Here is a 25,524-nt window from a genome sequence, read left to right as displayed (position 1 = left end):
GGGACTGCGGTGTTGAATGCATTGGGGCGCAGGTACAAGATGCACAACATTCAAAAGGGCCGCGTGGACTATCTTCTGGACGTATGGGACGCCCCGGCGCGACGCTGTCAGCCTGAGTTGGTCAAGCCTCATCTGGCGCGCGAACACATCGCGCCGACGGTCGACCAGCAAGCCGACCTGTGCCCGACTTTCCCCCCGGAGATCGTCTTCATCGATTCGTTCTCGGAGTTGACCGATCAGACTTTTCGCCACAAGGTTGGTGGTTGGACCTTCTGCTGCAACTACCTGGATCTAGCGCATACCGAGGCGTTTTCCGATGAATTCGAGAGCCTCGGCCCGATGGATCTTTCCGCACTCGATGCGGCATACGACGAAATGCTCAAGCGAATAGCGACACGCTGGCCGGGGGTTCCAGTGGTCTATCTGCATTTTCCAGATGCGCTGGAAACCCGAGAGAAATTTCAACAACGGGCTCGGCATATCCGAGACGTGGTGCAGAGCTGCGAACAGCGCCACGATCATCTTTTCGCGTTCAGCGTTCCAAGCACAGTCGTTCAACGCCCTGAAGTGCTTGAGCCGGGGCTGGAGGATTTTCCATATCACTACAACCAAGCGACATACGACACCTTCGCTGAAATGATCGGCAACCATCCAAGGCTGCGAAGGTATTTCTGATGACAGTCGGCGCACCCGTCAAAACATGCGCGGTAGTGCAAGGGAACATTCGGCAGGGCACTGCCGAAGTGCTGCTTTGCTTGAGCGGATTGTTCGACGAAGTGGTGCTGTCGACGTGGGAGGGCGAGGCCCTGGAGACCCTTCCGCGAGGGCGCTGGGCAGTGGTGCAGAGTCCCAAGCCTCAGGCGCCTGGCTACACCCACCGAAATTACCAGCGTCGCAGCACGGCAGTCGGTATCCGGCATGCCGAGGCCCTTGGGGCGACGCATGTGCTCAAGTGGCGAACCGACATGTTGCCGACCCGGCTGGATGTCTCTCAGCTTCTGGCGTGGTCGGCTGAGCGCGTGCCGAAGGGGCTCACTTCACGACTGGTGACCTGCGCATTTCGCAATCTCTCGGTCCGGCAGGATTGGTTTTCTTCCATTCCGGATCTGTTCGCTTTTGCCCGTATCGAACTCATGCGCCTGCTGTGGGACGACGATGGATTCGACTACAGCCAACCGATGAACGTGCCGCCAGGGATGCTGAAGGAACACGGCACGGAGTGGATGACGAGCCACCCTGACGTGGCAACGCTCTATTGCGCCGAGAGCGAGCTCTATGCGCTTTTCAAAGAGCGCCTGCAGGCCGCCACAGGACGGCACTGGACCCACCCGTCAATGGCGAAGGAGTGCATGTACCTGATTGACCACATGCGCTTGGGAATCTGCTGGTTCGGCAGTGCCGCCGGCCAATTCCGGTCGATCACCCAAGCGCTGCAATTTCCCTGGTGGACAGAACACACTTGGCGAAACGGGAAACCCGTGGTCGCGGACTGGGGCTACCCTGAAACGACTTGGATTCAAAAAATGCGACGCAAGCACCTGACGCGCTGGGTTTCGCGTCGCGAGTTGCGTTGCGAGCAGGAGTGGTATGCGGCCTATCGTGCGGCGCATCCAATATCAAGCCTGGACGCTGCGTAGATAGGCGTTCAGATCCTCGGGCGTTCCGAGACCGTGCATTTGCTGCACGTCAATGTTGTAGAGGCCAATACGCAGGCCGGCCCGTATGGCGTAGTTGTAGGTCGGGCAGGTGTAGTACTCCTGGTTGACCCGGTCCCGTGCGATGAACATGTCGACCGCTGCATCCACGAAATCTCGGCCACGCTGGTACAGGTAGATGCCGACAGTGGCGTATTCGGAGATCGCCCTTTTCTCCTGAACTTCAACGACAAGCCCTTGGTCGTCGATTCGCGCGAACGACCACTTCGGGTCGCGTCGCTCGTCCAGGAAAGTCAGGATGGACCCATCCAACTGTCGACGGGCGCAGTCGTCTATGAAGTCGCCGATGCGCATGTCGACGAGCTGATCCGAATTCGCAATCAGCAGCGCATCGTCGTTGTTGATGAACTTCCGCGCATACAGGACGGTACAAGCCGTGCCCTCAGTCAATTGATCGAGGGCAATGAAGACCGCGTTGAACTCCTGCTCGATCTGCCGTACGAGTTCTGCTTCGGCCTCCAAGTGCTCCTTGCGGGCGATCAGGATGTAGCGCGCACCGGGGTGGGCCAGGTTTTCCAGCACCCGTACGATCATCGGCTTGCGATCTACATCAATGAAAGGCTTGGGTTTCGCATAGCCCGCGCTTGCAAAGCGACTGCCCATCCCGGCCATGGGGATGACGATGTTGATCACTTGGGCTCTCCCATGTACTTGTCGTCGTTGGCACCCGGGTACTTCACCACCGTGGTGACGGTGTCTTCCAGCACTTCGAAATCCGTCGCCTCGTTGGGCTCGATCACCACGATGTCGCCGCGGCCGTATTCGACGCCATTCATTCGCACCCGGCCCACCGCGATGACGGTGATCTCCGTTGACAGCTTGTGATGGTGGCGGGCTTCGTAGTCACCCCTCTTGTATTCCTTGACGGCCACTTCGACGTCATTGGTCTGGATGAGGGTTGGTTCGAAGTTGCCCACGAACCACCCCTTCACCATGTCCTGCAGTTTCGCGACTTTCAACGTGATGCCCCTTGGCGTTGTTGTTGGGCTTCGTATTCCTTGATCTTCTGCGGTGTGTAGAACGTGTGATAGCGCTGCGGGTCGACATTCACAGCTTTGATGGTCTGCCCCCTCAGGATCATTTCGTTCAGGGCTGGCGCGATGTAGAAGCTGCCATTGACCGCAGCATCTTTCTGGATCATGCGCATGGCCGACGTGACGAAATCGCGGCCAGTTCGAAAGTAGTAGAGGCCGGCTATGGCACGACGGCTGATAGGACGCTTCTCTGCGGTCTCCACCACCCGCCCCTCATCATCGAGTCGCACATACGACCAGCGCGGATGAACCGACTCGAACGTCAACACTCCGGCGTCCGCGTCCATCAGCGGCTTCAGCAGACTGTCCAATCGATCGTCAAACAATTGATCGGCATTGGCGATGATCAACGGGGTTTCATGGGCGATGTGACGGATGGCCATCAGCGCACTGCAGGCCGCTCCCCGTGTCTCGCTGTCAAGCAAGACGATCTTGCATTGATGGTCAGTGATGATGTTGAGGGTGCTGTCCAGATGGAACTTGCGGCAATCCGCGCTGCTGAGCACGAAGATGAACTGCACGTCGGCGTCCACCGTCGACAAGTTGGCGATGACGTGCTCAATCATCGTCTTGGGGCCAATTTCGATGAGCGGCTTGGGAAAGGGAAATTCGCTTTCTGAAAAGAACTGGCTTTTCCCGGCCATGGGAATGAGCACGTTGATCATGCTGTACGTCCTTCGATGTGCATGATGTGCTTCATGATGTTGTGGTAGTTCACTTCCTCGACTTCGGCCACCTCCATCAGCCAAGCTCCGCTTGCGCGGGCGGCCTGGATGCCCTTTTCGTTGTCTTCCACCACCAGGCACTCCTCAGGCCTGAGCCCCATGGTCTGGATGGCCTTGGTATAGATCTCCGGGTCCGGCTTCCCCACAACGACATCCTGGTTGGAAAGATAGAACTCCAGGTAGTCCATGAGAGCCGCGCGTTCCATCATGGTTTGAACGGTGTGGCGAATGGAATTCGAGGCCACTGCAAGACGGTAGCCCTCTTGCTTCAGGCGGGACAGTGCGTACTCGTGATAGAAGCGCGGCCGACAATGCGAATAGATGATCTCCATGGTGTACTGCTGCTTCATGTCAGCAATGAAGTCATGCAGCTCGACGGGGAGGCCACGCTCGGCACTCAGCATTGCCAGCTTCTTCTTTGTGGGGAGCCCGTCATAGGTCACCAAATGATCGTAGCGGCTGATCTCCATGCCAAACAAGCCGAGCGCCTTGTTGAGCGCTTCATAGTGCCAGTCCTTGGCTTCGACAAGGACACCGTCCATGTCGAAGATGACGGCTTTAATTTGGGTCATCGAAAAACTCCCGAGCCTGGGTGGGGAGGTCGGTGCACAGCATTAGGCGGTCCTTGCCGATTCGGGCCTCAAGTTGTCGGTAGTGAAGCCACTCCTGTGTATGACTTCTGCGATGCAGCTCCGGGGACACGATGCACACGGATTTGCCTTGCTGCAAGTGTTTCTCAATGTGGGCATCGCTCAGCCAGTGCCCATTGAATTCGTCGAGCCACACTCCGTCTGCGAGCTCGTAATACGGCGGCGCCGTCTCGTATTCGCTCTGACGGGTGTACGTGCGCAGCCCATGGCGTGCATAGAGCAGACCATCGGGCACGGCCATGTCGAAAACGAAGTAGGACTCCACCTGGTACTCAGCCAGCTGACGCTTCAGTTCGGCTTGGAGGCCGTCCGCTTTGATATTCAGAGCCAGGGGTAGCGGGCGCTGAAAGCGGGTGTAGATGTCCAGGAAGTGCTCCAAGGGCATGGCGTCTTGTGTCGGCATGTCATGCGAGATGACAAGGCGACTGTTGTGGTCACGGATGTCCGTCTCGGTGCCAAAACCCATCGAGAAGCTGCGCTCGAAGGCGATCTCATGATTTTTTTCTTCTGGCCGTAGCCAATACCCTCGATGAGACAGAACAATCACAACTTACTCCTGAGCCACAAGGCCGCTTCGCCGAGCCCGCCATCGAGCCCACAAGGCGGCGACGACTCGTTCCAAGCGGGTCAACGGCGTCATCAGACCGTTACCCCGAAACTGGAATCTCGCGTAAATCTCATAGCTTGCCGCGATAGAAATCTCACCAACGCGGGCATTCAATCGGGCCAGAAACTCTGGAGCAACGCGCAGGCGCTGCTTCCAAGGCATCTGACTGGGGACGAAGTCATCGGGCAAACCCAGCCGCAAGCCCCGCACATACTGCTGCCGGGCGACTTCGAAGGCCGCATGGGTACCCTTGCCATCGCTGGTCATTTGAGACGGGTGCACGCGGTATGTCACCAAGGCTCGATCGGATGCCACGAACTTGTAGCCGGCAAGTGCCAGGCGGCCCCAGAGCTGGTAGTCCTCCGCAAGTCGCACCGTGAGGTCGTAGCGGTGAGTCTTCAGAACCTCGGCGCGCGCCATGACGGTCGAGTTGCACAGCGGCGAATAAACGGTCAGCAACGCCTTGATGTCCGCGTCTCGGTGGTACTGCTTGCCACGCTTGCGGCGGCCCGTCGACACGTTCCACACCACGTGTTCAGCAGCACAAATGTCGGAACCACTTCGCTGCAACAGTGCAACCTGCATTTCCAGACGCTCGGGCTCCGCAATGTCGTCTGCGTCGAGCACCGCGATATACGCGCCAGTGGCTCGCTCCACCGCGGCATTGCGCGCAGCGGCCACGCCGCGATTCTGGTCAAAACGGATATAGACCACCCTGGGATCAGAAAACGATTGCGCGATTCGGGGGGTGTCGTCGGTGGATCCGTCGTCGACCACGATCAGTTCGAGGGCCTGCAGCGTCTGGGTGAGCACGCTGCGCATCGCCTCGGCGAGGTAAGCCGAAGCGTTGTGTGCCGGCATCGTGACCGAGACGATTGGCACAGCAGGAGAAGTCGCGGACATCTCTCGCACACTCACATCAAGACGATGTCATACGCCTCGGGCGACCCGCTCGTCTCCGCCGTCAACGAAATCGGCTTGCCGATGAAGTCCGACAGGCCCGCGAGGTGCTGGCTCTCCTCATCCAGCAGCATCTCCACCACGGCCGGCGCTGCGACCACGCGAAACTCGCGAGGGTTGAACTGCCGCGCCTCGCGCAAGATCTCGCGCAGGATGTCGTAGCACACGCTGCGCGGTGTCTTCACCTGGCCCTTGCCTTCGCAGGTGGGACACGGCTCGCAGAGCATGTGGGCCAGCGACTCGCGCGTGCGCTTGCGCGTCATCTCCACGAGGCCCAGCTGGGTGAAGCCGCTCACCGTGATCTTGGTGCGGTCGCGGGCCAGTTGCTTGCGCAGCTCGCCGAGCACCTGCGACTGGTGCTCTTCGCGCGTCATGTCGATGAAGTCGATGATGATGATGCCGCCGAGGTTGCGCAGGCGCAGCTGGCGGGCGATGGCTTGCGTGGCTTCGAGATTCGTCTTGAAGATCGTGTCGTCGAAGTTGCGTGCGCCCACGTAGCCGCCGGTGTTGACGTCGATGGTCGTCAGCGCCTCGGTCTGGTCGATGATCAGGTAACCACCGGATTTGAGGTCGACGCGGCGTGCGAGCGCACGTTCGATCTCTTCGTCGATGTTGTAGAGATCGAAGATGGGCCGCTCGCCTTTGTAGTGCACGAGCTTGCTCACCGACCCAGGCGTGAACTCGGTGCCGAAGGCCACGAGCTGGTCGTACTGCATGCGCGAGTCGATGCGGATCGACTGCGTGCTGTCGTTGGTCAGGTCACGCAGCACGCGCTCGACGAGGCTCAGGTCCTGATGCAGCAGGGTGCCGGCGGGCGACTTGAAGCTTTTCTCGCGGATTGCGCCCCAGGTCTTGCGCAGGTAGGCGATGTCGTCTCCCAGCTCTTCGTCGGTCGCGTCTTCGGCGTTGGTACGCAGGATGAAGCCACCGCCGTTGTAGGGGCTGCCGTCTTCGGGCTTGCCGGCGAGCGTGTTCATGCGGGTGCGCAGCTGCTCGCGCAACTCGTGCGAGCCGATCTTCTGCGAGATGCCGATGTGGTCGTCCTGCGGCAGGAAGACGAGCATGCGGCCGGCGATGCTGATCTGCGTCGACAGGCGCGCGCCCTTGGTGCCGATCGGGTCCTTGATGACCTGCACCATCAGCGTCTGGCCTTCGAAGACCAGGCGCTCGATGGGCGTGGGCGGTGCCGAATCGTTGCGGTTGCCATTGCCACCGTTCACGTGCACGTCGGCCACGTGCAGGAAGGCCGCGCGCTCCAGGCCGATGTCGATGAAGGCGCTTTGCATGCCGGGCAGCACGCGGGCCACTCGCCCGGCGTAGATGTTGCCCACCAGGCCCCGCTCCAGCGTGCGCTCGACGTAGAGGTCTTGCACCGCGCCGTTTTCGACCACCGCAACGCGGGTCTCCTGGGGCGCCCAGTTGATGAGGATGTCTTGCATGGAGGACGGGTCTCTTGTCGTCGAACGACGGGCGTCCTTCAGAACCGGACGCGCGCTTGTCTCAGCAGTTGTGCCGTCTCGTACAGAGGCAAACCCATGATACCGGAGTAGCTTCCGTCGATATGGGAGATCCAGGCCGCAGCCGCACTCTGGATCGCATAGGCGCCGGCCTTGCCGAAGGGTTCCTTGCTGGCGACGTAGGCATCGATCTGCGCGGGGGTGAGTTCAGCGAAGCGGACGTGAGAGACGCTGACCGCCAGCGATGAACCGCGGCCCGTGGCGACCGCTACCGCGGTGATCACCCGGTGCGTCTGGCCGGACAGCAGGCCCAGCGTGTTCGCCGCATCGGCGGCATCGGCCGGCTTGCCGAGGATTCGGCGCCCGAGGGCCACGGTGGTGTCGGAGCAGAGGACCGGCGCGGCCGGCAGCCCCCTCGCCTTCAGGCGCTTGACCGCCGCAGCAAGCTTGGCGCGTGTCACGCGCTCGACGTAGTCCCGCGGCAGCTCGCCATCGCACTCCGCTTCCAGCGCTTCGGCATCTTCTTCGGCCCCTGGCAGCAGCAGCTCATGGCGCACACCAATCTGTTCCAGCAGCTGGCGACGGCGTGGGCTCTGCGAGGCGAGGTAGATGAACGAATGCGTCATTCGCGGTGGTAGGGGTGGTTGACCATCACCGTCCAGGCTCGGTAGAGCGCCTCGGCGACGAGCACGCGCACGAAGGCATGCGGCAAGGTGAGGTCCGACAGGCGCAAGGTCTCGTCAGCGGTCTGCTTGAGCGCGGGGTCGAGGCCATCCGGCCCGCCGATGAGGATCGCGGCGTCGCGCCCATCGCGCTGCCAACCCTCCATGCGGGAGGCGAGCTGCACGGTGGTGACACGGTCGCCACGCTCGTCGAGCACGATGCGGCGCACGCCCTTCGGCAGCGCCGCTTCGATGCGGGAGGCCTCGGCCGCCATCAGCTGCGCGGCGGTCTTGCTGCCGCGCGCCTCGGCCTTCACCGCCTTCAGTTCCAGCCGCATCTCGGGCGGGAAGCGCTTCGCGAAATCGTCGTAGGCCGTGTCGGCCCACGCGGGCTGGCGCTGGCCGACGGCGACCAGGAAGAGCTTCACGCGCGCGACGACGTCTTCTTCGGCGCGGCCTTCTTGGCGGCAGGCTTCTTGGCCGCAACCTTCTTCGCGGCCGGCTTGCTGGTGGCGGTCTTCTTCGCCGAGGCCGCCTTCTTCACGCCGACCACGCGGGTCACGGCCGCCTTGCCGGTGACGGGCTTCTTGGCCGGCGCTTTCTTGGCAGCCGTCTTGCCCGCAGCCTTCTTGGCGGCCGGAGCCTTGGCCGGCGCCGACTTCTTCGCCGGTGCCGCCTTCTTGGCTGCGGCCTTCTTCGAAGCAGGCGCCGCGTCGTCCGACGCCTTCACGAGCTTCACCGGCCCGCTCTCGATCTTGAGCTTGACGGGCTTGCCTCCCCAGATCTCCTCGAGGTGGTAGTACTCGCGAATGGCCGGCTGCATCACGTGGACCACGGCCGAGCCGCAGTCGACGATGATCCATTCGCCGTTGTCTTCGCCCTCGGTCCGCGGCACCGGGAAGCCCTTGGACTTGACGGCATCTCGCACGCTCGCGGCCAACGCCTTGGTTTGTCGGTTCGACGTGCCCGAGGCAATGATCACGCGCTCGAAAAGCGCAGAAAGGTGCTCGGTGTCGAAGACCTGAATGCCTTGGGCCTTCACGTCTTCCAGTCCATCGACGATGGCGCGTTGCAGTTTACGGATGTCCATTCAGCTCCTGGGGGTGCCTCGGTAGAGGTCGTTCTGGTCAATATAGCGTGCGACCGCGGGAGGCACCAGATCGGTGACCCCCTCGCCCCGCGCCACGTGGGCGCGGATCGCGGTGGATGAAATGTCCATCATCGGCAGCGGCACCATCTGGTGCTCCACCTTGCGGACGTCGGGATGAGGCTCGGGCGTCACGCCCGGCCGGTTGGCGATGGCAAGCGTCACGCGGCCGAGCAGCTCGCGCCAGTCGCGCCAGGTGTGCAGGCCGGCGTACTGGTCCTGGCCGAGGATGAGGAACCATTCGTTCCCTGGCTCCTTGGCCTGCAGCTCCCGCACGGTGTCGAGCGTGTAGCTCGGCCCCTGGCGCTTGAGTTCGCTCCGGTCGAGCGTGAAACGCGGCTCACCCTCGATGGCCAGCCGCACCATCGCCTCGCGGTGCTGCGGCGCGGCCAGCTGGCGAGCTTTCTGCCATGGTTGACCGGCGGGGATCCAACGCAGCTCGTCGAGCGCCAGCGCTGTCAGCGCTTCGCGTGCGAGCGCGACATGCGCCAGGTGCACCGGGTCGAAGGTTCCGCCGAAGAGACCGATCCGCTTCATGACAACCCCTCGCCCAACGAGTACGTCGGGCGATCCCCCGAGGGGATGCGGGCCGGCTTGGGAGCGGCCCTGCGCTCGGCCCGCTTCATTCCACGGCCCAATCGCGGGGCCGCAGGAAATCGCTGTAGAGCTTCGCCTCGGGCGTGCCCGGCTCGGGTGACCAGTTGTAGCGCCAGGTCACGACCGGCGGCATCGACATCAGGATGCTCTCGGTGCGCCCGCCCGATTGGAGGCCGAACAAGGTGCCGCGGTCGAACACGAGGTTGAACTCGACATAGCGGCCACGGCGGTAGGTCTGGAAGTCACGCTCGCGCTCGCCGTAGGCCAGGGCCTTGCGACGCTGCACGATGGGCATGTAGGCCGCGGTGAAGGCATCGCCCACCGCACGCATGAGCGCGAAGCTCTGCTCGAACCCACCCTCCGCGTAGTCGTCGAAGAACACGCCGCCGATGCCACGCGGCTCGTTGCGGTGCTTGAGAAAAAAGTACTCGTCGCACCACTGCTTGAAGCGCGGGTACTTGTCGTCGCCGAAAGGCGCGAGTGCGTCGCGGTTCACGCGGTGGAAGTGGCGCGCGTCTTCCTCGAAGCCGTAGTACGGCGTGAGGTCCATGCCGCCGCCGAACCAGACCACCGGCTCACGGCCGGCAGGCAGCGCTGCGAACATGCGCACGTTCATGTGCACGGTGGGCACGTACGGGTTGCGAGGGTGGAAGACCAGCGATACGCCCATCGCCTCGAAAGGCGCGCCGGCGAGCTCGGGCCGATGGGCGGTGGCCGAGGGCGGCATGGCGCCGCCCTTCACGTGCGAGAAGTTGCAGCCACCCCGCTCCAGCAACGAGCCGCCTTCGACCAGCCGCGACAGGCCATCACCCTGCAGGCGCTCGCCGGGCGGGCGTGTCCAGCTGTCGCTCACGAAGCGGTCGCCGCTCTCGGCCTCCATCGCGCCGAGGATGCGGTCCTGCAGCGCGAGCAGGTAGGTGCGGACGTCTTGTGTGTTCATGGCTTCAATCGAATGGGGGCGGCCAGTGCGGGCCGCTTGCCGGTGGCCCGCCCGAGAACGGATGCGATCTGCGCCATGTCGGCCGCCTCGTCGCCGCTCAGCATGACAAAGGTGTCGAGCCGCACCTCGCGCCGAGCGTAGTCCAGTGCTGCCAAACCCAGCGGCACACCGGCCGCGAGCGTCACGTGATAGAAGCCCGAGCGCCAGGCATCACGGTAGCTGCGCGTGCCCTCCGGGGCGAGCGCAAGCCACATGAAGCGGCCTTGCGCCTTCGCCTGAGCCAGTGCCGCGCCCATCTGCCCGACGATGCCCTGGGGCGCATGTCGGTCGACCGCCAGGCCCCCGACCCAACGCATCCAGTGGCTGATCAGCGGAAACTTGAACAGGCTGTCCTTGCCGAAGAACGACACCTGGATGCCGATGGACCACTTGGCCAGCAGGCCGAAGAGAAAGTCCCAGTTCGAGGTGTGCGGGTACACCACGATCACGCCCTGCCGTGCCGGCAGCCCCTGGAAGACCAGCTTCCAGCCCAGCAGGCGCATCAGCCCCAGAGCCAACGCGCTGCCGCGAAGCTGCACCGGCCGCTCTGGGATGAGCATCAGCGCTTGATGGCCCGGTGGCCGATGTCGCGCCGGAACTGCGCGCCATCGAAGCGAATGCCGCCCAGCACCTCGTAGGCCCGGTGCTGCGCCATCTTGACCGAGTCGCCGAGCGCGGTGACGCCCAGCACGCGGCCACCCGAGGTCACCGGCGCGCCGTCCTTCAAGGCGGTGCCGGCATGGAACACCATCGCATCGGGCGTCTCGGCCGGCAGCCCGGTGATCGCGTCGCCCTTGCGCGGGTCGAGCGGGTAGCCGGCCGCGGCCATCACCACGCACAGCGCGGCTCGGCGGTCCCACTGCAGTTCGACCTGGTCGAGCATGCCGTCGGTGCCGGCCATCAGCACGTCGAAGAGATCGCTCTTCAGACGCATCATGATCGGCTGCGTCTCGGGGTCGCCCAGGCGGGTGTTGAACTCGAGCGTGCGCGGCACGCCGTGCCCGTCGATCATGAGCCCCGCGTAGAGGAAGCCGGTGAAGGGAATGCCGTCTTTCGCCATGCCTTCGATGGTCGGCAGGATGATCTCGTGCATCGCTTTCGCGTGCACGTTGGGCGTCACGACCGGCGCCGGCGAGTAGGTGCCCATGCCACCGGTGTTGGGGCCTTCGTCGTTGTCTTGCAGGCGCTTGTGGTCCTGGCTGGTGGCGAGCGGCAGCACGTTCTTGCCGTCGCACAGCACGATGAAGCTGGCTTCCTCTCCTTGCAGGAACTGCTCGATGACGACACGAGCACCGCCTTCGTTGTGCTGCACGCCGAGTCTGTTGTCAGCCAGCATCCAGTCAACCGCTTGATGCGCCTCTTCGAGCGTGGTGGCCACGACCACGCCCTTGCCGGCCGCGAGGCCGTCGGCCTTCACGACGATGGGCGCGCCCATCTTGTCGACGTAGGCATGCGCCGCCTGGAGGTCGGCAAAGGTCTCGTAGGCGGCGGTCGGGATGCCGTGCCGCTTCATGAAGTCCTTCGAGAAGGCCTTCGAGCTTTCGAGTTGCGCCGCGGCCTTGGTCGGGCCGAAGATGCGCAGGCCGCGCGAGCGGAACTCGTCGACCACACCGGCCGCGAGCGGCACTTCGGGGCCGACGACCGTGAGCGCGATCTTCTCGCTGACCGCAAAGTCGGCCAGTGCCTTGATGTCGGTGATGGCGACGTTCTTCAGGTGCGGGCTGAGCGCCGTGCCCCCGTTGCCGGGCGCCACGTAGACGGTCTGCAGCTTGGGCGACTGCGCGAGCTTCCAGGCGATGGCGTGTTCACGGCCGCCGGAGCCGATCACGAGGACCTTCATTCGTGGATCACCGCGTTGTGATAGACCTCTTGCGCATCGTCGAGGTCTTCCAGCACGTCGAGCAGCTTCTGCATGCGCTGGGCGTCTTCGCCGGTGAGGTCGATCGTGTTTTCGGCGCGCATCGTCACCTCGGCGAGCTCGGGCTTGAGGCCGGCGGCCTCCAGGGCCTTCTTCACCGCTTCGAAGTCATGCGGCGAGCTGAGCACTTCGAGCGAGCCGTCGTCGTGGGTCACCACATCGTCGGCACCGGCTTCGAGGGCCACTTCCATCACCTTGTCTTCACTCGTGCCGGGGGCGAACAACAACTGACCGCAATGCTTGAACTGGAAGGCCACCGAGCCTTCGGTGCCGAGGTTGCCGCCGTACTTGCTGAACGCATGCCGCACTTCAGCGACGGTGCGCACGCGGTTGTCGGTCATGCAGTCGACGATGACGGCCGCGCCGCCAATGCCGTAGCCCTCATAGCGGACCTCCTCGTAGTGCACGCCTTCGAGGTTGCCGGTCGCCTTGTCGACGTTCTTCTTGATCGTGTCGGCCGGCATGTTGGCGGCCTTGGCCTTGTCGATGGCCAGCCGCAGGCGTGGGTTCATGTTGGGGTCGCCGCCGCCCTGGCGGGCCGCCACCATGATTTCACGGATGATGCGGGTCCAGACCTTGCCGCGCTTCTCGTCTTGGCGGCCTTTGCGGTGCTGGATGTTGGCCCATTTGGAATGTCCGGCCATGAAGGCTCCTGCTGCGGGGGCTGGCGTCGCGCGCAGCCGCCCGGAAATGTGGTTCTGGGGGATAGACTGCAATTTTAGCGGTGCGCCCTCCCTTCTCTGGAGCAATGTTCATGGCCGAGCCCATCCTGATCGCCAAGCACGTCATCTCTCAAGACAAGACGATCGAGTGTTTTCTCCTGCCAGCGCTGGCCAACCGCCACGGCCTCATCACCGGCGCCACCGGCACGGGCAAGACCATCACCCTGCAAAACCTGGCCGAGCATTTCAGCAAGATCGGCGTGCCGGTCTTCATGGCCGACGTGAAGGGTGACCTCACCGGCATCACCCAGGCCGGCAAGATCGGCGACAAGCTCGCCGCGGTGCTGAAGGAGCGCGGCCTCGACACCCCCGAGCCGCTGGCCTGCCCCGCCACGCTGTGGGACGTGTTCGGCGAGCAGGGCCACCCGGTGCGCGCCACCGTGAGCGACATGGGCCCGCTGCTGCTGGCGCGCATGCTGGCCCTCAACGAAACCCAGGCCGGCGTGCTCAACCTCGTCTTCAAGATCGCCGACGACTCGGGCCTCTTGCTGCTCGACCTGAAAGACCTGCGCGCGATGTTGCAGCACGTGGGCGAAAACGCCTCGCAGTTCACCACCGAATACGGCAACGTGAGCGCCGCGAGCGTGGGGGCCATTCAGCGCGGCCTGCTGCAGATCGAGGAGCAAGGCGGCGACAAGTTCTTCGGCGAGCCCATGCTCAACATCGGCGACTTCATGCAGACGGTCGATGGCAAGGGGGTCGTCAACGTGCTCTCGGCCGACAAGCTGATGAACGCGCCGCGCCTCTACGCCACCTTCCTGCTGTGGATGCTGTCCGAGCTCTTCGAGCAGCTGCCCGAAGTGGGCGACCTCGACAAGCCCAAGCTCGTCTTCTTCTTCGACGAAGCGCACCTGCTCTTCAAGGACGCACCCACCGCGCTCGTCGAGCGCATCGAGCTCGTGGTGCGCCTCGTGCGCTCGAAGGGCGTGGGCGTGTATTTCGTGACCCAGAACCCGCTCGACATCCCCGACACCGTGCTGGCCCAGCTCGGCAACCGCGTGCAGCACGCGCTGCGCGCCTTCACGCCCCGCGACCAGAAGGCGGTGAAGTCGGCGGCGAGCACCATGCGCGCCAACCCCGGCCTCGACATCGAGACCGCCATCACCGAGCTGGCGGTGGGCGAAGCGCTGGTGAGCTTTCTGGATGCCAAGGGCCGCCCGAGTGTCACCGAGCGGGTGTTCGTCATACCGCCCGGCAGCCAGATCGGCCCGATCACGCCCGAGCAGCGCAAGGCGCTGATCGCCGGCTCGCTGGTGGCGGGCGTGTACGAGAAGGCAGTCGACCGCGAGTCGGCCTACGAGAAGCTCAAGGGCCGCGCCGTGGCCGGTGCCGAGGCGGCCCCCACCGCCAGCCCCGGGCAGGCCACCACCAAGACCGGCAAAGGTGCGCCGGCCCAGGAAGATGGCGGCCTGCTGAGCGGTGGACTGAACGACATCCTCTTCGGCCGCACCGGCCCGCGCGGTGGCCAGCACGACGGCATCGTGCAGACGCTCGGCAAGTCGGCCGCCCGCACCATCGGCTCGACGGTGGGCCGCGAGATCATTCGCGGCGTGCTGGGCAGCTTGTTCGGCGGCAGCGGCTCGCGCCGCCGTTGAAGCGCAAGGCGCTCCCGCGCAGCGGCCTCAGGGCACCTGCGACGTCTTCACGCCGGGCCAGGCCATCACGCGCGCCGTCTTGTTCACGCCCGTCACGAGGCCGCCGGCCCAGTAGCTGAAGGCGGTGTCGGGCTCCAGCGCCGCCACCGCCACGTGCGCGAGCGGCTGGCTCAGCGGCACGTAGTAGCCGCCCGGCGCGAGGTCGAGCAGGGCCGAGACCGTCTTCACCTCGCGCGGGTTGGCCGCCGTCTCGACGAAGGTGTCGCCCTGCACCACCCCTTTCGACAGCACCTGCTCGACGCGCACGCCCAGCAGGCGCAGGCGCGCCACCGCCACCGACTCGCTGGCATCGAGCCAGTAGCCGCAGGGGCGGGGGCGCACCTGCAGCTCGCGCAGGGCCAGGGCCGAGTCCCACGCGACGGTGGACGACTTCTCCGCGCCGGTGCCGGCATCGAGCATCTGCAACGTGTGTTCGCCAGGGCTCAGCCCGGCTTCGACGACGACGGTGCCCTTGCAGGCCTGGGCGCTGATCTCGGCGTCGACGTATTGGCGGATCTTCAGCAGGTCGCTGCTGCGCTCGCCAGCGCTCTCCAGCACCGAGCCGAGCGCCGTGACCAGCGTGTGCACGCGGCGCTTGAAGTACACCCGGCCGCCCGACGCCTCGCCGCGCGATTCGATGGTGAGGCTCACCGCGTTCTTCAAGCCCTGCACGTTGCGGCTGTTGTCGGGCAGTGGGCTGCCCATCGCCAAGCGGCGCTCCACGGCCCCCTGTGCCACGCCGTAGTGCCACTCCGCGGCGAGGCCCTGCTGCTGCAGGGCGGCCAGCATCGGCTGGCGAAACCACTCTTCCGCGGCCTTGGTGACGAAGGGGGCGAGGTTGCCGGCTGCGGCGTACTGCAGCATGGCGTCGTGCCGCTCCACCGCCGAAAACCGCAGCGAGAACTCGGTCGACGGCAGGTACTCCGCCACCTCGGCCACCACGGCCGGCTGGTACTCGCGCACGAGGCGCGCCAGCGCTTGAGTTTGCGGCGTCTTGAGGAGCAGGTGGTCACCGTCGAACGCCGTGCCGGGCGCCGGCACCAGCGGCCAGACGATCACGTTGGCCTTGTCGAGCACGGACTGCAACCGACCCCGCGCCAACTCCTGCGCCACGACGAGCAAGGCCTCGGTGGCAGCCGGCGCGTCGGCGCGCTGCGGGCCGTGCAACACGACGGTGGCGCGGCCGCTGGCGCGGATCGAGTCGGGGGTGGCCTGCGCCGAGCGGCTGAAGAGCAGCGCCTCGAGCGCCGCGCCGCTCGCGTCTTCACCCACCTTGAGCACCCGCACCACCGCGGCGTGGTCGCGCGCCAGGCCCTGCAGCAGCCTCTGCGCCTCGGCCGCACTGGTGAACGCGCCGTGGCCCAGTTGGAAGGCCGGCGTGCGGTAGTTGACCGACGGCTCGGGGAAGCGGCTCGCGAGCCCGGACGGGGCGGGCGTTGGTGCCGGGGCGGCGGTGGTAGGCGCCGGGGCCGGGCTGGAAGCAACCACCGGGGGCCGCACCGGGCCGAAGACGGGCACCGCGGGCGGCGGCTCCGGGAGCGTTGTGCAGGCCGCCAGGCCGGCCGCGGCGACCAGGAAGGCGGCCCGTCGAAGGCTAGGGCTGGCAGCAACGAAGGGCATTCGGGTCTCCTGGGCTCGGGCGGGGCGATGACTATAGCCAGCCACTGGCGCCTCAAGAGCCGCATTTCGCGCCGCCCGCCGCCGCTTCGTCGCATGGGGCTCGCACGGCCCGGGTGGCGCCGCGACAGTTCACCCCATCGCAACACCGCCCCACCCCCAGGAGACGACCATGTCCATTCTTCAACTCATCGGCCAAGTCATCGTGCACACCCCGATCTGGGTCTGGGGTTTGCTCGCGTTCGTCACCTTCATGGGCCTGCGCCAGGCCTTCGACCAGGAGCTGAGCGCCGCCCGCGTCATCGGCATCTCGCTCGGCTGGACCTTCTTTTCCGTCTGGGGCGCCGCCAACACCTTCGGCTTCAACGCGCCGGTGCTGCTCGCCTGGGCCACAGGCCTCGCGCTCTCGCTGGCCGCGCAGCACTGGCTCATCGCCCCGCGCGGCGTGAGGGCGCTGGGCGACGGCCGCTTTGCGGTCGCCGGCAGCCTCTGGCCGCTGCTCACCATCTGGGCGGTGTTCGGCGTGCGCTACGTCACCTCGGTGATGATGGTGCTCGACCCCGCGCTCAAGCAGAACACCACTTTCGACCTCGCCGTTCCGGCCGTCTACGGGCTGCTGTCGAGCCTCTTCGTCGGCCGTGCGCTGCGGGTGCTGCGCAGCGCGAAGGTGGCCCCTGCCCTCGCCCTGGCCTGATCCTCACCAGTAGACTGCTTCGGCCATGAACACGACCAAGCCCTACGCTGAACACTTCGGAACGGTGCTGACCCGCGGGCTGGTCGTCGTCGTCTTCAACGTGGTGATCGGGCTGGGCCTGGCGCTTCGCAACGACAACATGGTGGCCCAGATGGTCTATGCGCAGGCCATCGGCCTGTCGATCTGGATCACCATCGAATGCGCCCGCCACGCCTTCAAGCGCGATCCGCGCAGCAACTGGCCGGTGGGTTGGCGGCGCTACCTGCTGCTGGTGGGCGGCATCCTCGTCGGGTACACGATGGGCACCCTCATCGGCGATGCGTTCAGCGGCTTCTCGACCTGGGACCTGATGCTGCGCCAGCCCCGGCAGACGCTCGGCTACCTCTTCCTCGCGTTCACGATGAGCGCCGTCATCACGTTCTTCTTCCACGCGCGCGGCCGCGGCGCGTCGTTGGAGCAGCTCGCCGCCACCGCGCAGCGAGACGCAAGCCAGGCACAGCTGCAGCTGCTGTCGTCGCAGCTCGAGCCGCACATGCTCTTCAACACGCTGGCCAACCTGCGCGTGCTGATCGCGCTCGACCCGCCACGCGCGCAGGAGATGCTCGACCACCTGGTCGCCTTCATGCGCTCCACGCTCACCGCCTCGCGCGGCATGCTGCACCCGCTGTCGGCCGAGTTCGCGCGGCTCAACGACTACCTCGCGCTGATGAAGATCCGCATGGGCGAGCGCCTCGTCACCGAGATCAGCCTGCCCGAAGCCTTGAGCGAACTCGCCGTGCCCACGCTGCTGCTGCAGCCACTGGTGGAAAACGCGATCAAGCACGGCCTGGAGCCCAAGATCGATGGCGGCCGGCTGGTCGTGCGCGCGGCATGCGAGGGCGCCGACCTGGTGCTCACCGTGCGCGACACCGGCGTGGGCATCTCGACGGTCGCCAACGACGGCACGCATTTCGGCGTGAGCCAGGTGCACGAGCGCCTGGCCACCCTCTACGGCGACGCGGCGAGCTTCACCCTCGCACCGGCCGATGGCGACGAAGGTGGCGTGCTGGCCACTGTTCGCATCCCCCTCAACCAAACCGCCTGATCTTCATGAACGCCACCGCCCTCATCGCCGAAGACGAGCCCCTGCTGGCCGCGCACCTCAAGGCCGAGCTGGCCCGGCAATGGCCCGAACTCGAGATCGTGGCCAGCGTCGGCAATGGCGACGCCGCCGTGCAGCAGGCGCTGGCCCTGCGCCCTCAGGTGCTCTTCCTCGACATCCGCATGCCCGGCCTGAGCGGGCTCGAAGCCGCGCATGCGCTGGCCGAAGACTGGCCCGACGGCAGCCCGTTCCCGCTGCTCGTCTTCGTGACGGCGCATGACGAATACGCGATCGAAGCCTTCGAGCGCGCCGCCTTCGACTACGTGCTCAAGCCCGCCACGGCCGAGCGCCTCGCACAGACCTGCTCGCGCCTGCAAGACGCCCTGCGCCAGCGCGCGCAGGCCCCGGTGCAGGGCAACGAGCTCGATGCGGCCGTCGCCCAGCTGCGCGGCCTGCTGGCGCAAGCGCCCGCCGCCCCCGCCGCCCCGCGCCTGAGCGTGATCCAGGCCGGCGTCGGCAGCACCATCCACATGGTGAAGGTCGACGAGGTGCTGTACTTCGAAGCGGCCGACAAATACGTGCGCGTCGTCACCGCCGACCACGAGCACCTCATCCGCCTGTCGCTGCGCGAACTGCTGCCGCAGCTCGACCCGCAGCGCTTCTGGCAGATCCACCGCGGCACGGTGGTGAGAGCCGATGCGGTGGCCACCGCCGTGCGCGACGAGAGCGGCAAGCTCACGCTGAGCCTGCGAGAGCACGCCGACAAGCTCGCGGTGAGCCGCCTCTATGCGCACCTCTTCAAGGCACTGTGAAATGAGCCGATCCGACCTCCCTTCCGACAGCCTTGAGGCACGCGCCTTGCGCCGCGTGCGCCGCAAGATCGGCTTCTACACGCACGCGATGGTCTTCGTGCTGGTGCACCTGGGCTTCGGAATCGCGTTTCTCGTCGGCGCCCGGACCAAGCCCTTCTTCATCTGGGGCTGGGCCATCGGCCTCGTGATCCACGGCCTCTTCACCTTCGCCACGCTGCAGGGTGAGGGCATGCGCGAGCGCATGTTGCGGCAGGAGATCGAGCGCATGCGCCGCGAGCGCGGCGAGTCCGACAAACCATGAAGAAAGGGCCGCATCTGCGGCCCTTCGAGTTCAGTGGTGGCGCTGGCTCAATGGTGACGCTGGCGCGGGCCCGGCTCCCAGCGGGGGCCGCGGTCGTCGCGATCGCCGTAGCCGTAGCCACCGCGGTGGTCATCGTGGCGGTGGCCATGATGACGATGGTGGTGATGGCGGTGGTCCCAGCCGCGGTAGTCGGCCACCGGCACCGGGCGATACACCACGGCCGGGGGCGGTGCGGGGCGGTAGACCACCACCGGGGCAGGCGGGTAATACACCGGCGCCGGCGGGTAGTACACCGGGGCCGGTGCGTGATAGACCGGCGCACCTACCACGACGGGCACCGGCACCGGCAGGTTCACGGCCACGGACCACTGCACGTTGCCCGCATGGGCGCTGCTGCCGGCAGCCAGGGCGCCCAGCGCAACGAGGGCAGCGAAAGCGGACTTGCGGTTGAACATGTGTTCTCTCCTTGTGAGACCGGCGCCAAGCGGCCGGCTTGCTCCCACAACGGATGGCGGCGGCCGCCCGTTCACACGGTGAAGGTAAAGGCGTGTTAACGCACGTAAAGCGCGCGCGGCACCGCGTCAGCGCGGAGCCTGCTGCATGTCGTCGACGAGCGACTGCAGGTCGGCCAGCTCGGTCAGCACCTCGAAGGCGAACCCTTCGCGCCGCGCCGGCCGGCTGCTCAGCACCAGTTCCTTCATGTAAGCCGGCAGCGCGGCCGGCGTCGGCCACAGCTCGCAGAGTCGGTTCACGATGTGCGGGTGCTGGCGCGCGGTGGCGAGCGGCTGGTAGCGCGGCGGCAGCCCGGCAAGCCAGGCATGCGCATCGGCGCTCAGGGCCTGGGCCTGCGGTTGGCGCTGGGGGTGCGATGGCGAAGGGTCGGGCGGGGTCGAAGAAGTCATGCGGAGATTGTTTCGAAGCACCTTCCGCCACGACAGGCCCTGCGCCCCTCCAGCCGCGGGGGCGGGCCGCCACGCAAATTGCACCAGCGTGCAAACCTTCACGCCCGCACCAGACAAGGGCTTCAGAAGGGAGCGCCGACTACAATCGTCTTTCGCTTTTTCCACTCTGAACACCACTTCGAAACGCCCTGCATGAGCGACCCTGCCCGTAATGCCCCCGCCGATGAACACAAGCCCAGCAACTTCCTGCGGCAGATCATCGAGCGTGACCTGGCGCAGGGCACCTATGCGAACCGGCATTTCGCCAGCACGCCGGGTGATGCGAAGCACCATGCCGCCGGCCCTCTGGACCCGGCGAAGATCCGCACCCGCTTCCCGCCCGAGCCCAATGGCTACCTGCACATCGGCCACGCCAAGAGCATCTGCCTGAACTTCGGCCTGGCGCGCGACTATGGCGGCATCTGCCACATGCGGTTCGACGACACGAACCCGGAGAAAGAGGAACAGGAGTACGTCGACTCCATCCTCGACGCGGTGAAGTGGCTCGGCTTCGACTGGAACGTGGGTGGCACGAGCCACCTCTTCTACGCCAGCAACTACTTCGACTTCATGTACCGCGCGGCCGAAGCGCTCATCAACGCCGGCCTCGCCTACGTGGACGAGCAGACGGCCGAGCAGATGCGCGCCAACCGCGGCGACTTCGGCACGCCCGGCACCGACAGCCCCTTCCGCACCCGCACACCGGCCGAGAACCTCGCCCGCTTCCGCGAGATGCGCGACGGCAAGCTCGCCGACGGCGCCGCCGTGCTGCGCGCCAAGATCGACATGGCCTCGCCCAACATCAACCTGCGCGACCCGGCCCTCTACCGCATCAAGCGCGCCACGCACCACAACACCGGCGACACCTGGTGCATCTACCCGATGTACACCTACGCGCACCCGATCGAAGACGCGCTGGAGAACATCACCCACAGCATCTGCACGCTCGAGTTCGAAGACCAGCGCCCCTTCTACGACTGGCTGCTCGACAAGCTCTGCGAGCTGGGCCTGCTGGCGCAACCGCGCCCGCACCAGTACGAATTCGCCCGCCTCAACCTCACCTACATCATCACCAGCAAGCGCAAGCTCAAGCAGCTGGTCGACGAGGGCCACGTGAACGGCTGGGACGACCCGCGCATGCCGACCATCGTCGGCCTGCGCCGCCGCGGCTACACGCCCGAAAGCCTGCAGCTGATGGCCGAGCGCAGCGGCGTCAGCAAGGCCGGTGGCTGGATCGACTACAGCTCGCTCGAGATCGCCCTGCGCGACGACCTCGACCCCAAGGCCCCGCGTGCTTGTGCGGTACTCGACCCGCTCAAGCTCAAGCTCGTGAACTTCACCGAGATCTTCGGCAGCGAGTCGCACCAGGAGCCCTGCCACGCCCCCGTGCACCCGGCGCACCCGGACCGTGGCCAGCGCCAGTTCGTGTTGACGAACGAAGTCTGGATCGAGCGCGAAGACTTCATGGAAACACCGCCGAAGGGCTATCACCGCCTCTACCCCGGCAACAAGGCGCGCCTGAAGTACGGCTACGTGATCGAGTGCACCGGCTGCGAGAAGAACGCGCAGGGTGAGATCACCGCCGTGCTCGCCAAGCTCGTGCCCGACACCAAGAGCGGCACGCCCGGCGCCGAGGCCGTGAAGGTCAAGGGCGTCATCACCTGGGTGAGCGTCGCCACCGGCATCGCCGCCGAGGTGCGGCTCTACGACCGCCTTTTCACCGAGGCCCAGCCCGATGCGGGCGGCCGCGACTTCCTCTCGGTGTTGAACCCGAACAGCAAGAAGGTCGTCACCGCGTACCTGGAACCCGGGCTTGCCGCAGCGACGCCCGACGACAAGTTCCAGTTCGAGCGTCACGGCTACTTCGTGGCCGACCGGCATGACCACACGGCCGCCAAGCCGGTGTTCAACCGCGCCACCACGCTCAAGGACACCTGGAGCAAATGACCACCGGCCGGCGAGCGGTGCTGCCGGCCCACTTGAGGGCCGACTGCGCGGCCTGCACCGGCCTGTGCTGCGTGGTGCCGCCCTTCGATGCGCAGCAGGGCTTCGGCTTCGACAAGCCGGCCCACACGCCCTGCCCGCACCTGTGCGGCGATTTCAAGTGCGGCATCCACGCCGATCTCGTCGACCGCGGGTTTCGAGGCTGCACGGTGTTCGACTGCCACGGCGCCGGGCAGCGTGTCTCGCAGCAGCTCTTCCCCGGCCAGGACTGGCGCGATTCGGCCGACACGGCACGGCAGATGTTCGGCGCCTACGAGCGCATGCGCGGCTTGCACGACCTGATGGCACTGCTCTACACCGCGTCCGTGCATGTGGACGACGCGCGCCTGACGGCACAGCTCGACGCGATCGAGCACCAGAGCAAGCACACGCCGCCCGACCAGATCGACGCGGCCGAGCTGAAGCGCACGACGATGGCGCTGCTGGCCGACCCGGCGATCCGCGCCGCGCTGCAGGCGCTTCGCTAGCGCCCCGTCGGGCGCCGCTGGCGCTTCTGCGCCGTGCGTTCGGCCTTGCGCTCGGCGCGTTCCGCGTCCGCTGCCTGCCCCGCGGCGAGCCAGGCTTCGTATTCCTCGGGGGTCTCGATCGTCATGCGCCCGAGGTTGGCCGAGCGGAAATCGTTGATCAGCACCTCGGCCGCCTTCTGCAGGTCGACGCGCCCGCCGCTTTGCAAGGCCCCGCGCTTGCGGCCGATCTCGGTGAGCAAGGCCTCGTCGGGCAGTGCGACGCTGGCGTCGTCGAGCTTGTAGCGCTCGACCAGGCGGTCGGCATAGTGCCGCTGCAGGTAGGCGAGCAGTTCCAGCGCCACTTCCTGCTCGTCATACGCATTGCGCCCGACCGCGCCACTGGCCGCCAGGTTGTAGCCGCTCTGCTCGACGATGATGCGCGGCCACAGCATGCCGGGCGTGTCGAAGAGGTAGGCGTCTTTCGCGAGGGCCACGCGCTGCTCGACCTTGGTCACGCCGGCCTCGTCGCCCGTCTTGGTGGCGCGCTTGCCCATCAGCGTGTTGATGAGCGTCGACTTGCCGACGTTGGGAATGCCGCAGACGAGCACGCGCAGCGGTTTGTCCATGCCGTGGCGGTGCGGCGCGAGCGAGCGGGCCGCATCGATGAGGCGCTGCGCGGGCGCCGTCTCCGAGGCATCGAGCGCCAGCGCCCGCGTCTCGGGCTGGGCGTTGTACCAGGCGAGCCAGGCCTCGGTGCGCACCGGGTCGGCCACGTCCTGCTTGTTGAGGATCTTCAGCCGCGGCTTGTGGCCGGTGAGTTCGGCCAGCAGCGGGTTGGCGCTCGACCCGGGCAGGCGGGCGTCGAGCAACTCCATCACCACGTCGATCTGCTTGATGCGCTCGGCGATCGCCTGGCGCGTGAGGTGCATGTGGCCGGGGAACCATTGGATGGGCATGCGGCGATTGTCGCCTCGCCTTGCGGTGGAACAAGGACAGCGCCGCCCGCCGCCACTAGCCTGCACGCTTCAACCGACAACATGCCGACGAACATGCCCACGCTTGAATGGAGCGACGCCCTCGCCCTCGACGTTCCCTCGATGGACGACACCCACCGCGAGTTCGTCACGCTGCTGGCGATGGCCGAGCAGGCCAGCGACGCAGCCCTGCCGCAGTGCTGGCAAGACCTGATCGACCACACCGAGGACCACTTCGGCCAGGAAGACCGCTGGATGGCCGCCACGCGCTTCGCCTCGGGCAACTGCCACACCACGCAGCACAAGGTGGTGCTCGACACGCTGCGCGAAGCCGCACGGCTGGTGGACAGCGGCGAATACGGCCCGGCGCTGCTGCGCAAGCTGACGAAGGAACTCGGGGAGTGGTTCCCGCAGCATGCGCAGAGCATGGATGCGGCGCTGGCGCTGCACCTGCGCCGCGTGGGCTACGACCCGGCGACCGGGGCGCTGCTCGTGCCGCAGGCCTTGCCCGAGACACTCATCGAAGGCTGCGGCGGGCTCGCCTGCAGCACCGGAACGTGAAGACAACAAAAAGGCGCCTCGCAGGCGCCTTGGTCGTCAGTGGAGATCGCTCAGCTGCACCGCCGGGGCGGCGAATTCACGCCCGACCACCGCGCGGGCATACAGGTAGTTGTGGCGGGCCCGTTCGCTGAGCGAATCGAGGGCCACCTGCCCACCGGCATCACACGGAAAGGTCAGCGCGCGGCCCTCCTGGAACAGGGACTGGAAGCGCAACTCGTAGGCGGGTTTTGCGAAATCGGTATTCATGGCAACGAACTCCTGCTGCTCTACCGTTGGTATCAACGTGGCTGAAGATTAGGCGTTGACCGCTTCGACGTCCTTAGGTGGGTGTCTCGGCATCTCGTCCCAAACTGGATGAGAGAACTGTAGGAATTGATCCGACAGGTTTCATGTGACTTACGACCAATCGGGGGCCCCTCATTTGCGTGGGAACTGCGTGGACTGTCGAGACAGCGCCTTTCGTCAAGCGCGGCGGCCCCTGCGAAACGTGGTGCTTGTGACCGTCATCACGGATGCCTAGCATCCCGTGGGTCATCAACCCCCGGAGGAGGATTCCGATGCTTTCAAAGCTCTTGGCTGAAGCGGTGGGCACGTTCTGGCTGGTGTTGGGAGGCTGCGGCAGCGCCGTGCTGGCTGCAGCCTTTCCGCAGGTGGGCATCGGTCTCCTCGGGGTGTCGCTCGCATTCGGGCTGACGGTGGTGACCGGGGCCTACGCCCTCGGACCCATCTCCGGGGGCCACTTCAACCCCGCCGTGACGGTGGGCCTGTGGGCCGGGGGCCGCTTCCCGGGCGGCAGCATCCTTCCCTACGTGGTGGCGCAGGTGGCCGGGGGCATTGCCGGGGCCGGCGTGCTGCTCGTCATCGCGAGCGGCGCCCCGGGCTTCGACCTGGCCGGCGGCCTTGCCTCCAACGGCTACGCCGAACACTCGCCGGGCAAGTATTCGATGGTGGCGGGGCTGGTGTGCGAGGTGGTGATGACGGCGATGTTCCTGCTCGTCATCCTCGGCAGCACGCACAAGCGCGCGCCGGTGGGCTTCGCGGGCCTGGCGATCGGCCTGGCGCTCACGCTCATCCACCTCATCAGCATCCCGGTGACCAACACCTCGGTGAACCCGGCGCGCAGCACCGGGCCGGCGCTCTTCGTGGGCGGCTGGGCGCTGCAGCAGCTGTGGCTCTTCTGGGTGGCACCCCTCGTCGGCGCGCTGGTGGGCGGCGGGGTGTACCGCATGCTCTTCGAAGCAGATGCCGAGCCCGACGTGATCGGGCGACCGGCGACGAGCTGAGGC

30 protein-coding genes and 1 pseudogene are annotated in these 25,524 nt (G+C 66.1%); 11 read left to right on the top strand and 20 right to left on the bottom strand.

What is annotated here, in order from left to right; genetic code table 11:
• Positions 1-39 precede the first annotated feature (39 nt).
• Both RXV79_RS08410 and RXV79_RS08405 read left to right on the top strand, forming a co-directional pair.
• Positions 40-675: an SGNH/GDSL hydrolase family protein gene (locus tag RXV79_RS08410; protein WP_316702973.1), complete on the top strand. Its 636-nt coding sequence runs from the start codon at positions 40-42 to the stop codon at positions 673-675.
• A complete protein-coding gene (locus RXV79_RS08405) occupies positions 675-1,637 on the top strand; it encodes a hypothetical protein (protein ID WP_316702972.1) in 963 nt (320 codons plus the stop codon). The genes RXV79_RS08410 and RXV79_RS08405 overlap by 1 nt, the downstream gene beginning before the upstream one ends.
• Here RXV79_RS08405 and RXV79_RS08400 read toward each other — a convergent pair.
• The 15 genes and pseudogenes from RXV79_RS08400 to RXV79_RS08330 form a co-directional block, all read right to left on the bottom strand.
• Positions 1,617-2,348, bottom strand: coding sequence for a glycosyltransferase family 2 protein (locus tag RXV79_RS08400; RefSeq protein ID WP_316702971.1), 732 nt, complete (start codon positions 2,346-2,348; stop codon positions 1,617-1,619). The genes RXV79_RS08405 and RXV79_RS08400 overlap by 21 nt on opposite strands.
• Positions 2,345-2,674, bottom strand: coding sequence for a hypothetical protein (locus tag RXV79_RS08395; RefSeq protein WP_316702970.1), 330 nt, complete (start codon positions 2,672-2,674; stop codon positions 2,345-2,347). Before RXV79_RS08395 ends, RXV79_RS08400 begins: the two co-directional genes overlap by 4 nt.
• Positions 2,671-3,414, bottom strand: coding sequence for a glycosyltransferase family 2 protein (locus RXV79_RS08390; RefSeq protein WP_316702969.1), 744 nt, complete (start codon positions 3,412-3,414; stop codon positions 2,671-2,673). Before RXV79_RS08390 ends, RXV79_RS08395 begins: the two co-directional genes overlap by 4 nt.
• On the bottom strand, positions 3,411-4,046 hold the full coding sequence (locus RXV79_RS08385; RefSeq protein ID WP_316702968.1) for an HAD family hydrolase: 636 nt from the start codon (positions 4,044-4,046) through the stop codon (positions 3,411-3,413). Before RXV79_RS08385 ends, RXV79_RS08390 begins: the two co-directional genes overlap by 4 nt.
• Complete coding sequence (locus RXV79_RS08380) at positions 4,033-4,671, bottom strand: PI-PLC domain-containing protein (protein WP_316702967.1); 639 nt, start codon at positions 4,669-4,671, stop codon at positions 4,033-4,035. Before RXV79_RS08380 ends, RXV79_RS08385 begins: the two co-directional genes overlap by 14 nt.
• A gap of 3 nt (positions 4,672-4,674) precedes the next feature.
• Positions 4,675-5,592, bottom strand: coding sequence for a glycosyltransferase family 2 protein (locus RXV79_RS08375; protein WP_316702966.1), 918 nt, complete (start codon positions 5,590-5,592; stop codon positions 4,675-4,677).
• A gap of 53 nt (positions 5,593-5,645) precedes the next feature.
• Complete coding sequence (gene rng / locus RXV79_RS08370) at positions 5,646-7,130, bottom strand: ribonuclease G (RefSeq protein WP_316702965.1); 1,485 nt, start codon at positions 7,128-7,130, stop codon at positions 5,646-5,648.
• Between the two features lie 38 nt (positions 7,131-7,168).
• Positions 7,169-7,774: a Maf family protein gene (locus tag RXV79_RS08365; protein ID WP_316702964.1), complete on the bottom strand. Its 606-nt coding sequence runs from the start codon at positions 7,772-7,774 to the stop codon at positions 7,169-7,171.
• Positions 7,771-8,238 (bottom strand): 23S rRNA (pseudouridine(1915)-N(3))-methyltransferase RlmH, encoded by a 468-nt coding sequence (gene rlmH / locus RXV79_RS08360; protein WP_316702962.1) that lies wholly within the window; start codon positions 8,236-8,238, stop codon positions 7,771-7,773. Before rlmH ends, RXV79_RS08365 begins: the two co-directional genes overlap by 4 nt.
• Positions 8,235-8,941: pseudogene (gene rsfS, locus RXV79_RS08355) on the bottom strand (ribosome silencing factor). The gene rlmH and the pseudogene rsfS overlap by 4 nt, the downstream one beginning before the upstream one ends.
• The gene (nadD, locus tag RXV79_RS08350; protein WP_316702960.1) at positions 8,901-9,494 is read right to left on the bottom strand and encodes a nicotinate-nucleotide adenylyltransferase; all 594 of its coding nucleotides are present in this window, start codon (positions 9,492-9,494) and stop codon (positions 8,901-8,903) included. Before nadD ends, rsfS begins: the two are co-directional and overlap by 41 nt.
• Before the next feature lie 85 nt (positions 9,495-9,579).
• Complete coding sequence (hemF, locus tag RXV79_RS08345) at positions 9,580-10,494, bottom strand: oxygen-dependent coproporphyrinogen oxidase (protein WP_316702959.1); 915 nt, start codon at positions 10,492-10,494, stop codon at positions 9,580-9,582.
• Positions 10,491-11,093 (bottom strand): 1-acyl-sn-glycerol-3-phosphate acyltransferase, encoded by a 603-nt coding sequence (locus RXV79_RS08340; RefSeq protein WP_316702958.1) that lies wholly within the window; start codon positions 11,091-11,093, stop codon positions 10,491-10,493. The genes hemF and RXV79_RS08340 overlap by 4 nt, the downstream gene beginning before the upstream one ends.
• Positions 11,093-12,373 carry a phosphoribosylamine--glycine ligase gene (gene purD / locus RXV79_RS08335; RefSeq protein WP_316702957.1) on the bottom strand — a complete coding sequence of 427 codons (1,281 nt, stop codon included), beginning with the start codon at positions 12,371-12,373 and terminating at the stop codon, positions 11,093-11,095. The genes RXV79_RS08340 and purD overlap by 1 nt, the downstream gene beginning before the upstream one ends.
• Complete coding sequence (locus tag RXV79_RS08330) at positions 12,370-13,095, bottom strand: YebC/PmpR family DNA-binding transcriptional regulator (protein WP_316702956.1); 726 nt, start codon at positions 13,093-13,095, stop codon at positions 12,370-12,372. Before RXV79_RS08330 ends, purD begins: the two co-directional genes overlap by 4 nt.
• 110 nt (positions 13,096-13,205) lie before the next feature.
• Between RXV79_RS08330 and RXV79_RS08325 the strand changes: the two genes are divergently transcribed.
• Complete coding sequence (locus RXV79_RS08325; RefSeq protein WP_316702955.1) at positions 13,206-14,768, top strand: helicase HerA-like domain-containing protein; 1,563 nt, start codon at positions 13,206-13,208, stop codon at positions 14,766-14,768.
• 27 nt (positions 14,769-14,795) lie between these two features.
• Here the strand turns inward: RXV79_RS08325 and RXV79_RS08320 are convergent, their stop codons facing one another.
• Positions 14,796-16,427 carry a M14 family metallopeptidase gene (locus RXV79_RS08320; RefSeq protein ID WP_316702954.1) on the bottom strand — a complete coding sequence of 544 codons (1,632 nt, stop codon included), beginning with the start codon at positions 16,425-16,427 and terminating at the stop codon, positions 14,796-14,798.
• 169 nt (positions 16,428-16,596) lie between these two features.
• Between RXV79_RS08320 and RXV79_RS08315 the strand changes: the two genes are divergently transcribed.
• Genes RXV79_RS08315 through RXV79_RS08300 form a run of 4 tightly spaced genes read left to right on the top strand, consistent with a single transcriptional unit; the run spans position 16,597 to position 19,312 of the window.
• Positions 16,597-17,118, top strand: a complete 522-nt coding sequence (locus tag RXV79_RS08315; RefSeq protein ID WP_316702953.1) for a DUF6622 family protein — start codon at positions 16,597-16,599, stop codon at positions 17,116-17,118.
• A gap of 25 nt (positions 17,119-17,143) precedes the next feature.
• On the top strand, positions 17,144-18,202 hold the full coding sequence (locus RXV79_RS08310; RefSeq protein ID WP_316702952.1) for a sensor histidine kinase: 1,059 nt from the start codon (positions 17,144-17,146) through the stop codon (positions 18,200-18,202).
• 5 nt (positions 18,203-18,207) lie between these two features.
• On the top strand, positions 18,208-19,011 hold the full coding sequence (locus RXV79_RS08305; RefSeq protein WP_316702951.1) for a LytR/AlgR family response regulator transcription factor: 804 nt from the start codon (positions 18,208-18,210) through the stop codon (positions 19,009-19,011).
• 1 nt (position 19,012) lies between these two features.
• A complete protein-coding gene (locus RXV79_RS08300; RefSeq protein WP_316702950.1) occupies positions 19,013-19,312 on the top strand; it encodes a 2TM domain-containing protein in 300 nt (99 codons plus the stop codon).
• Between the two features lie 47 nt (positions 19,313-19,359).
• Here the strand turns inward: RXV79_RS08300 and RXV79_RS08295 are convergent, their stop codons facing one another.
• Entirely contained in the window at positions 19,360-19,767 is a 408-nt protein-coding gene (locus tag RXV79_RS08295; protein WP_316702949.1) for a hypothetical protein, read from the bottom strand.
• Between the two features lie 126 nt (positions 19,768-19,893).
• Positions 19,894-20,214, bottom strand: a complete 321-nt coding sequence (locus RXV79_RS08290; protein ID WP_316702948.1) for a hypothetical protein — start codon at positions 20,212-20,214, stop codon at positions 19,894-19,896.
• 192 nt (positions 20,215-20,406) lie between these two features.
• Here RXV79_RS08290 and RXV79_RS08285 point away from each other — a divergent pair, with 192 nt between their 5' ends.
• Together RXV79_RS08285 and RXV79_RS08280 are read left to right on the top strand one after the other, a co-directional pair.
• Positions 20,407-22,200, top strand: coding sequence for a glutamine--tRNA ligase/YqeY domain fusion protein (locus tag RXV79_RS08285; RefSeq protein ID WP_316702947.1), 1,794 nt, complete (start codon positions 20,407-20,409; stop codon positions 22,198-22,200).
• Positions 22,197-22,724 (top strand): hypothetical protein, encoded by a 528-nt coding sequence (locus RXV79_RS08280; RefSeq protein ID WP_316702946.1) that lies wholly within the window; start codon positions 22,197-22,199, stop codon positions 22,722-22,724. The genes RXV79_RS08285 and RXV79_RS08280 overlap by 4 nt, the downstream gene beginning before the upstream one ends.
• Here RXV79_RS08280 and ylqF read toward each other — a convergent pair.
• A complete protein-coding gene (gene ylqF / locus RXV79_RS08275; RefSeq protein ID WP_316702945.1) occupies positions 22,721-23,659 on the bottom strand; it encodes a ribosome biogenesis GTPase YlqF in 939 nt (312 codons plus the stop codon). The two genes, RXV79_RS08280 and ylqF, sit on opposite strands and share 4 nt — an antisense overlap.
• A 93-nt stretch (positions 23,660-23,752) precedes the next feature.
• On the opposite strand from ylqF, the gene RXV79_RS08270 reads away from it, so the two are divergent.
• Positions 23,753-24,238, top strand: a complete 486-nt coding sequence (locus RXV79_RS08270; protein WP_316702944.1) for a hemerythrin domain-containing protein — start codon at positions 23,753-23,755, stop codon at positions 24,236-24,238.
• Positions 24,239-24,274: 36 nt separating this feature from the next.
• Here the strand turns inward: RXV79_RS08270 and RXV79_RS08265 are convergent, their stop codons facing one another.
• A complete protein-coding gene (locus tag RXV79_RS08265; protein ID WP_316702943.1) occupies positions 24,275-24,484 on the bottom strand; it encodes a hypothetical protein in 210 nt (69 codons plus the stop codon).
• A gap of 311 nt (positions 24,485-24,795) precedes the next feature.
• Between RXV79_RS08265 and aqpZ the strand changes: the two genes are divergently transcribed.
• Entirely contained in the window at positions 24,796-25,521 is a 726-nt protein-coding gene (aqpZ, locus tag RXV79_RS08260; protein ID WP_316702942.1) for an aquaporin Z, read from the top strand.
• The last annotated feature ends 3 nt before the right edge of the window (positions 25,522-25,524 follow it).

Source organism: Piscinibacter gummiphilus (assembly GCF_032681285.1).
Lineage (GTDB): Bacteria > Pseudomonadota > Gammaproteobacteria > Burkholderiales > Burkholderiaceae_C > Rhizobacter > Rhizobacter gummiphilus_A.
This window is presented reverse-complemented; position numbering and strand designations above follow the sequence as displayed.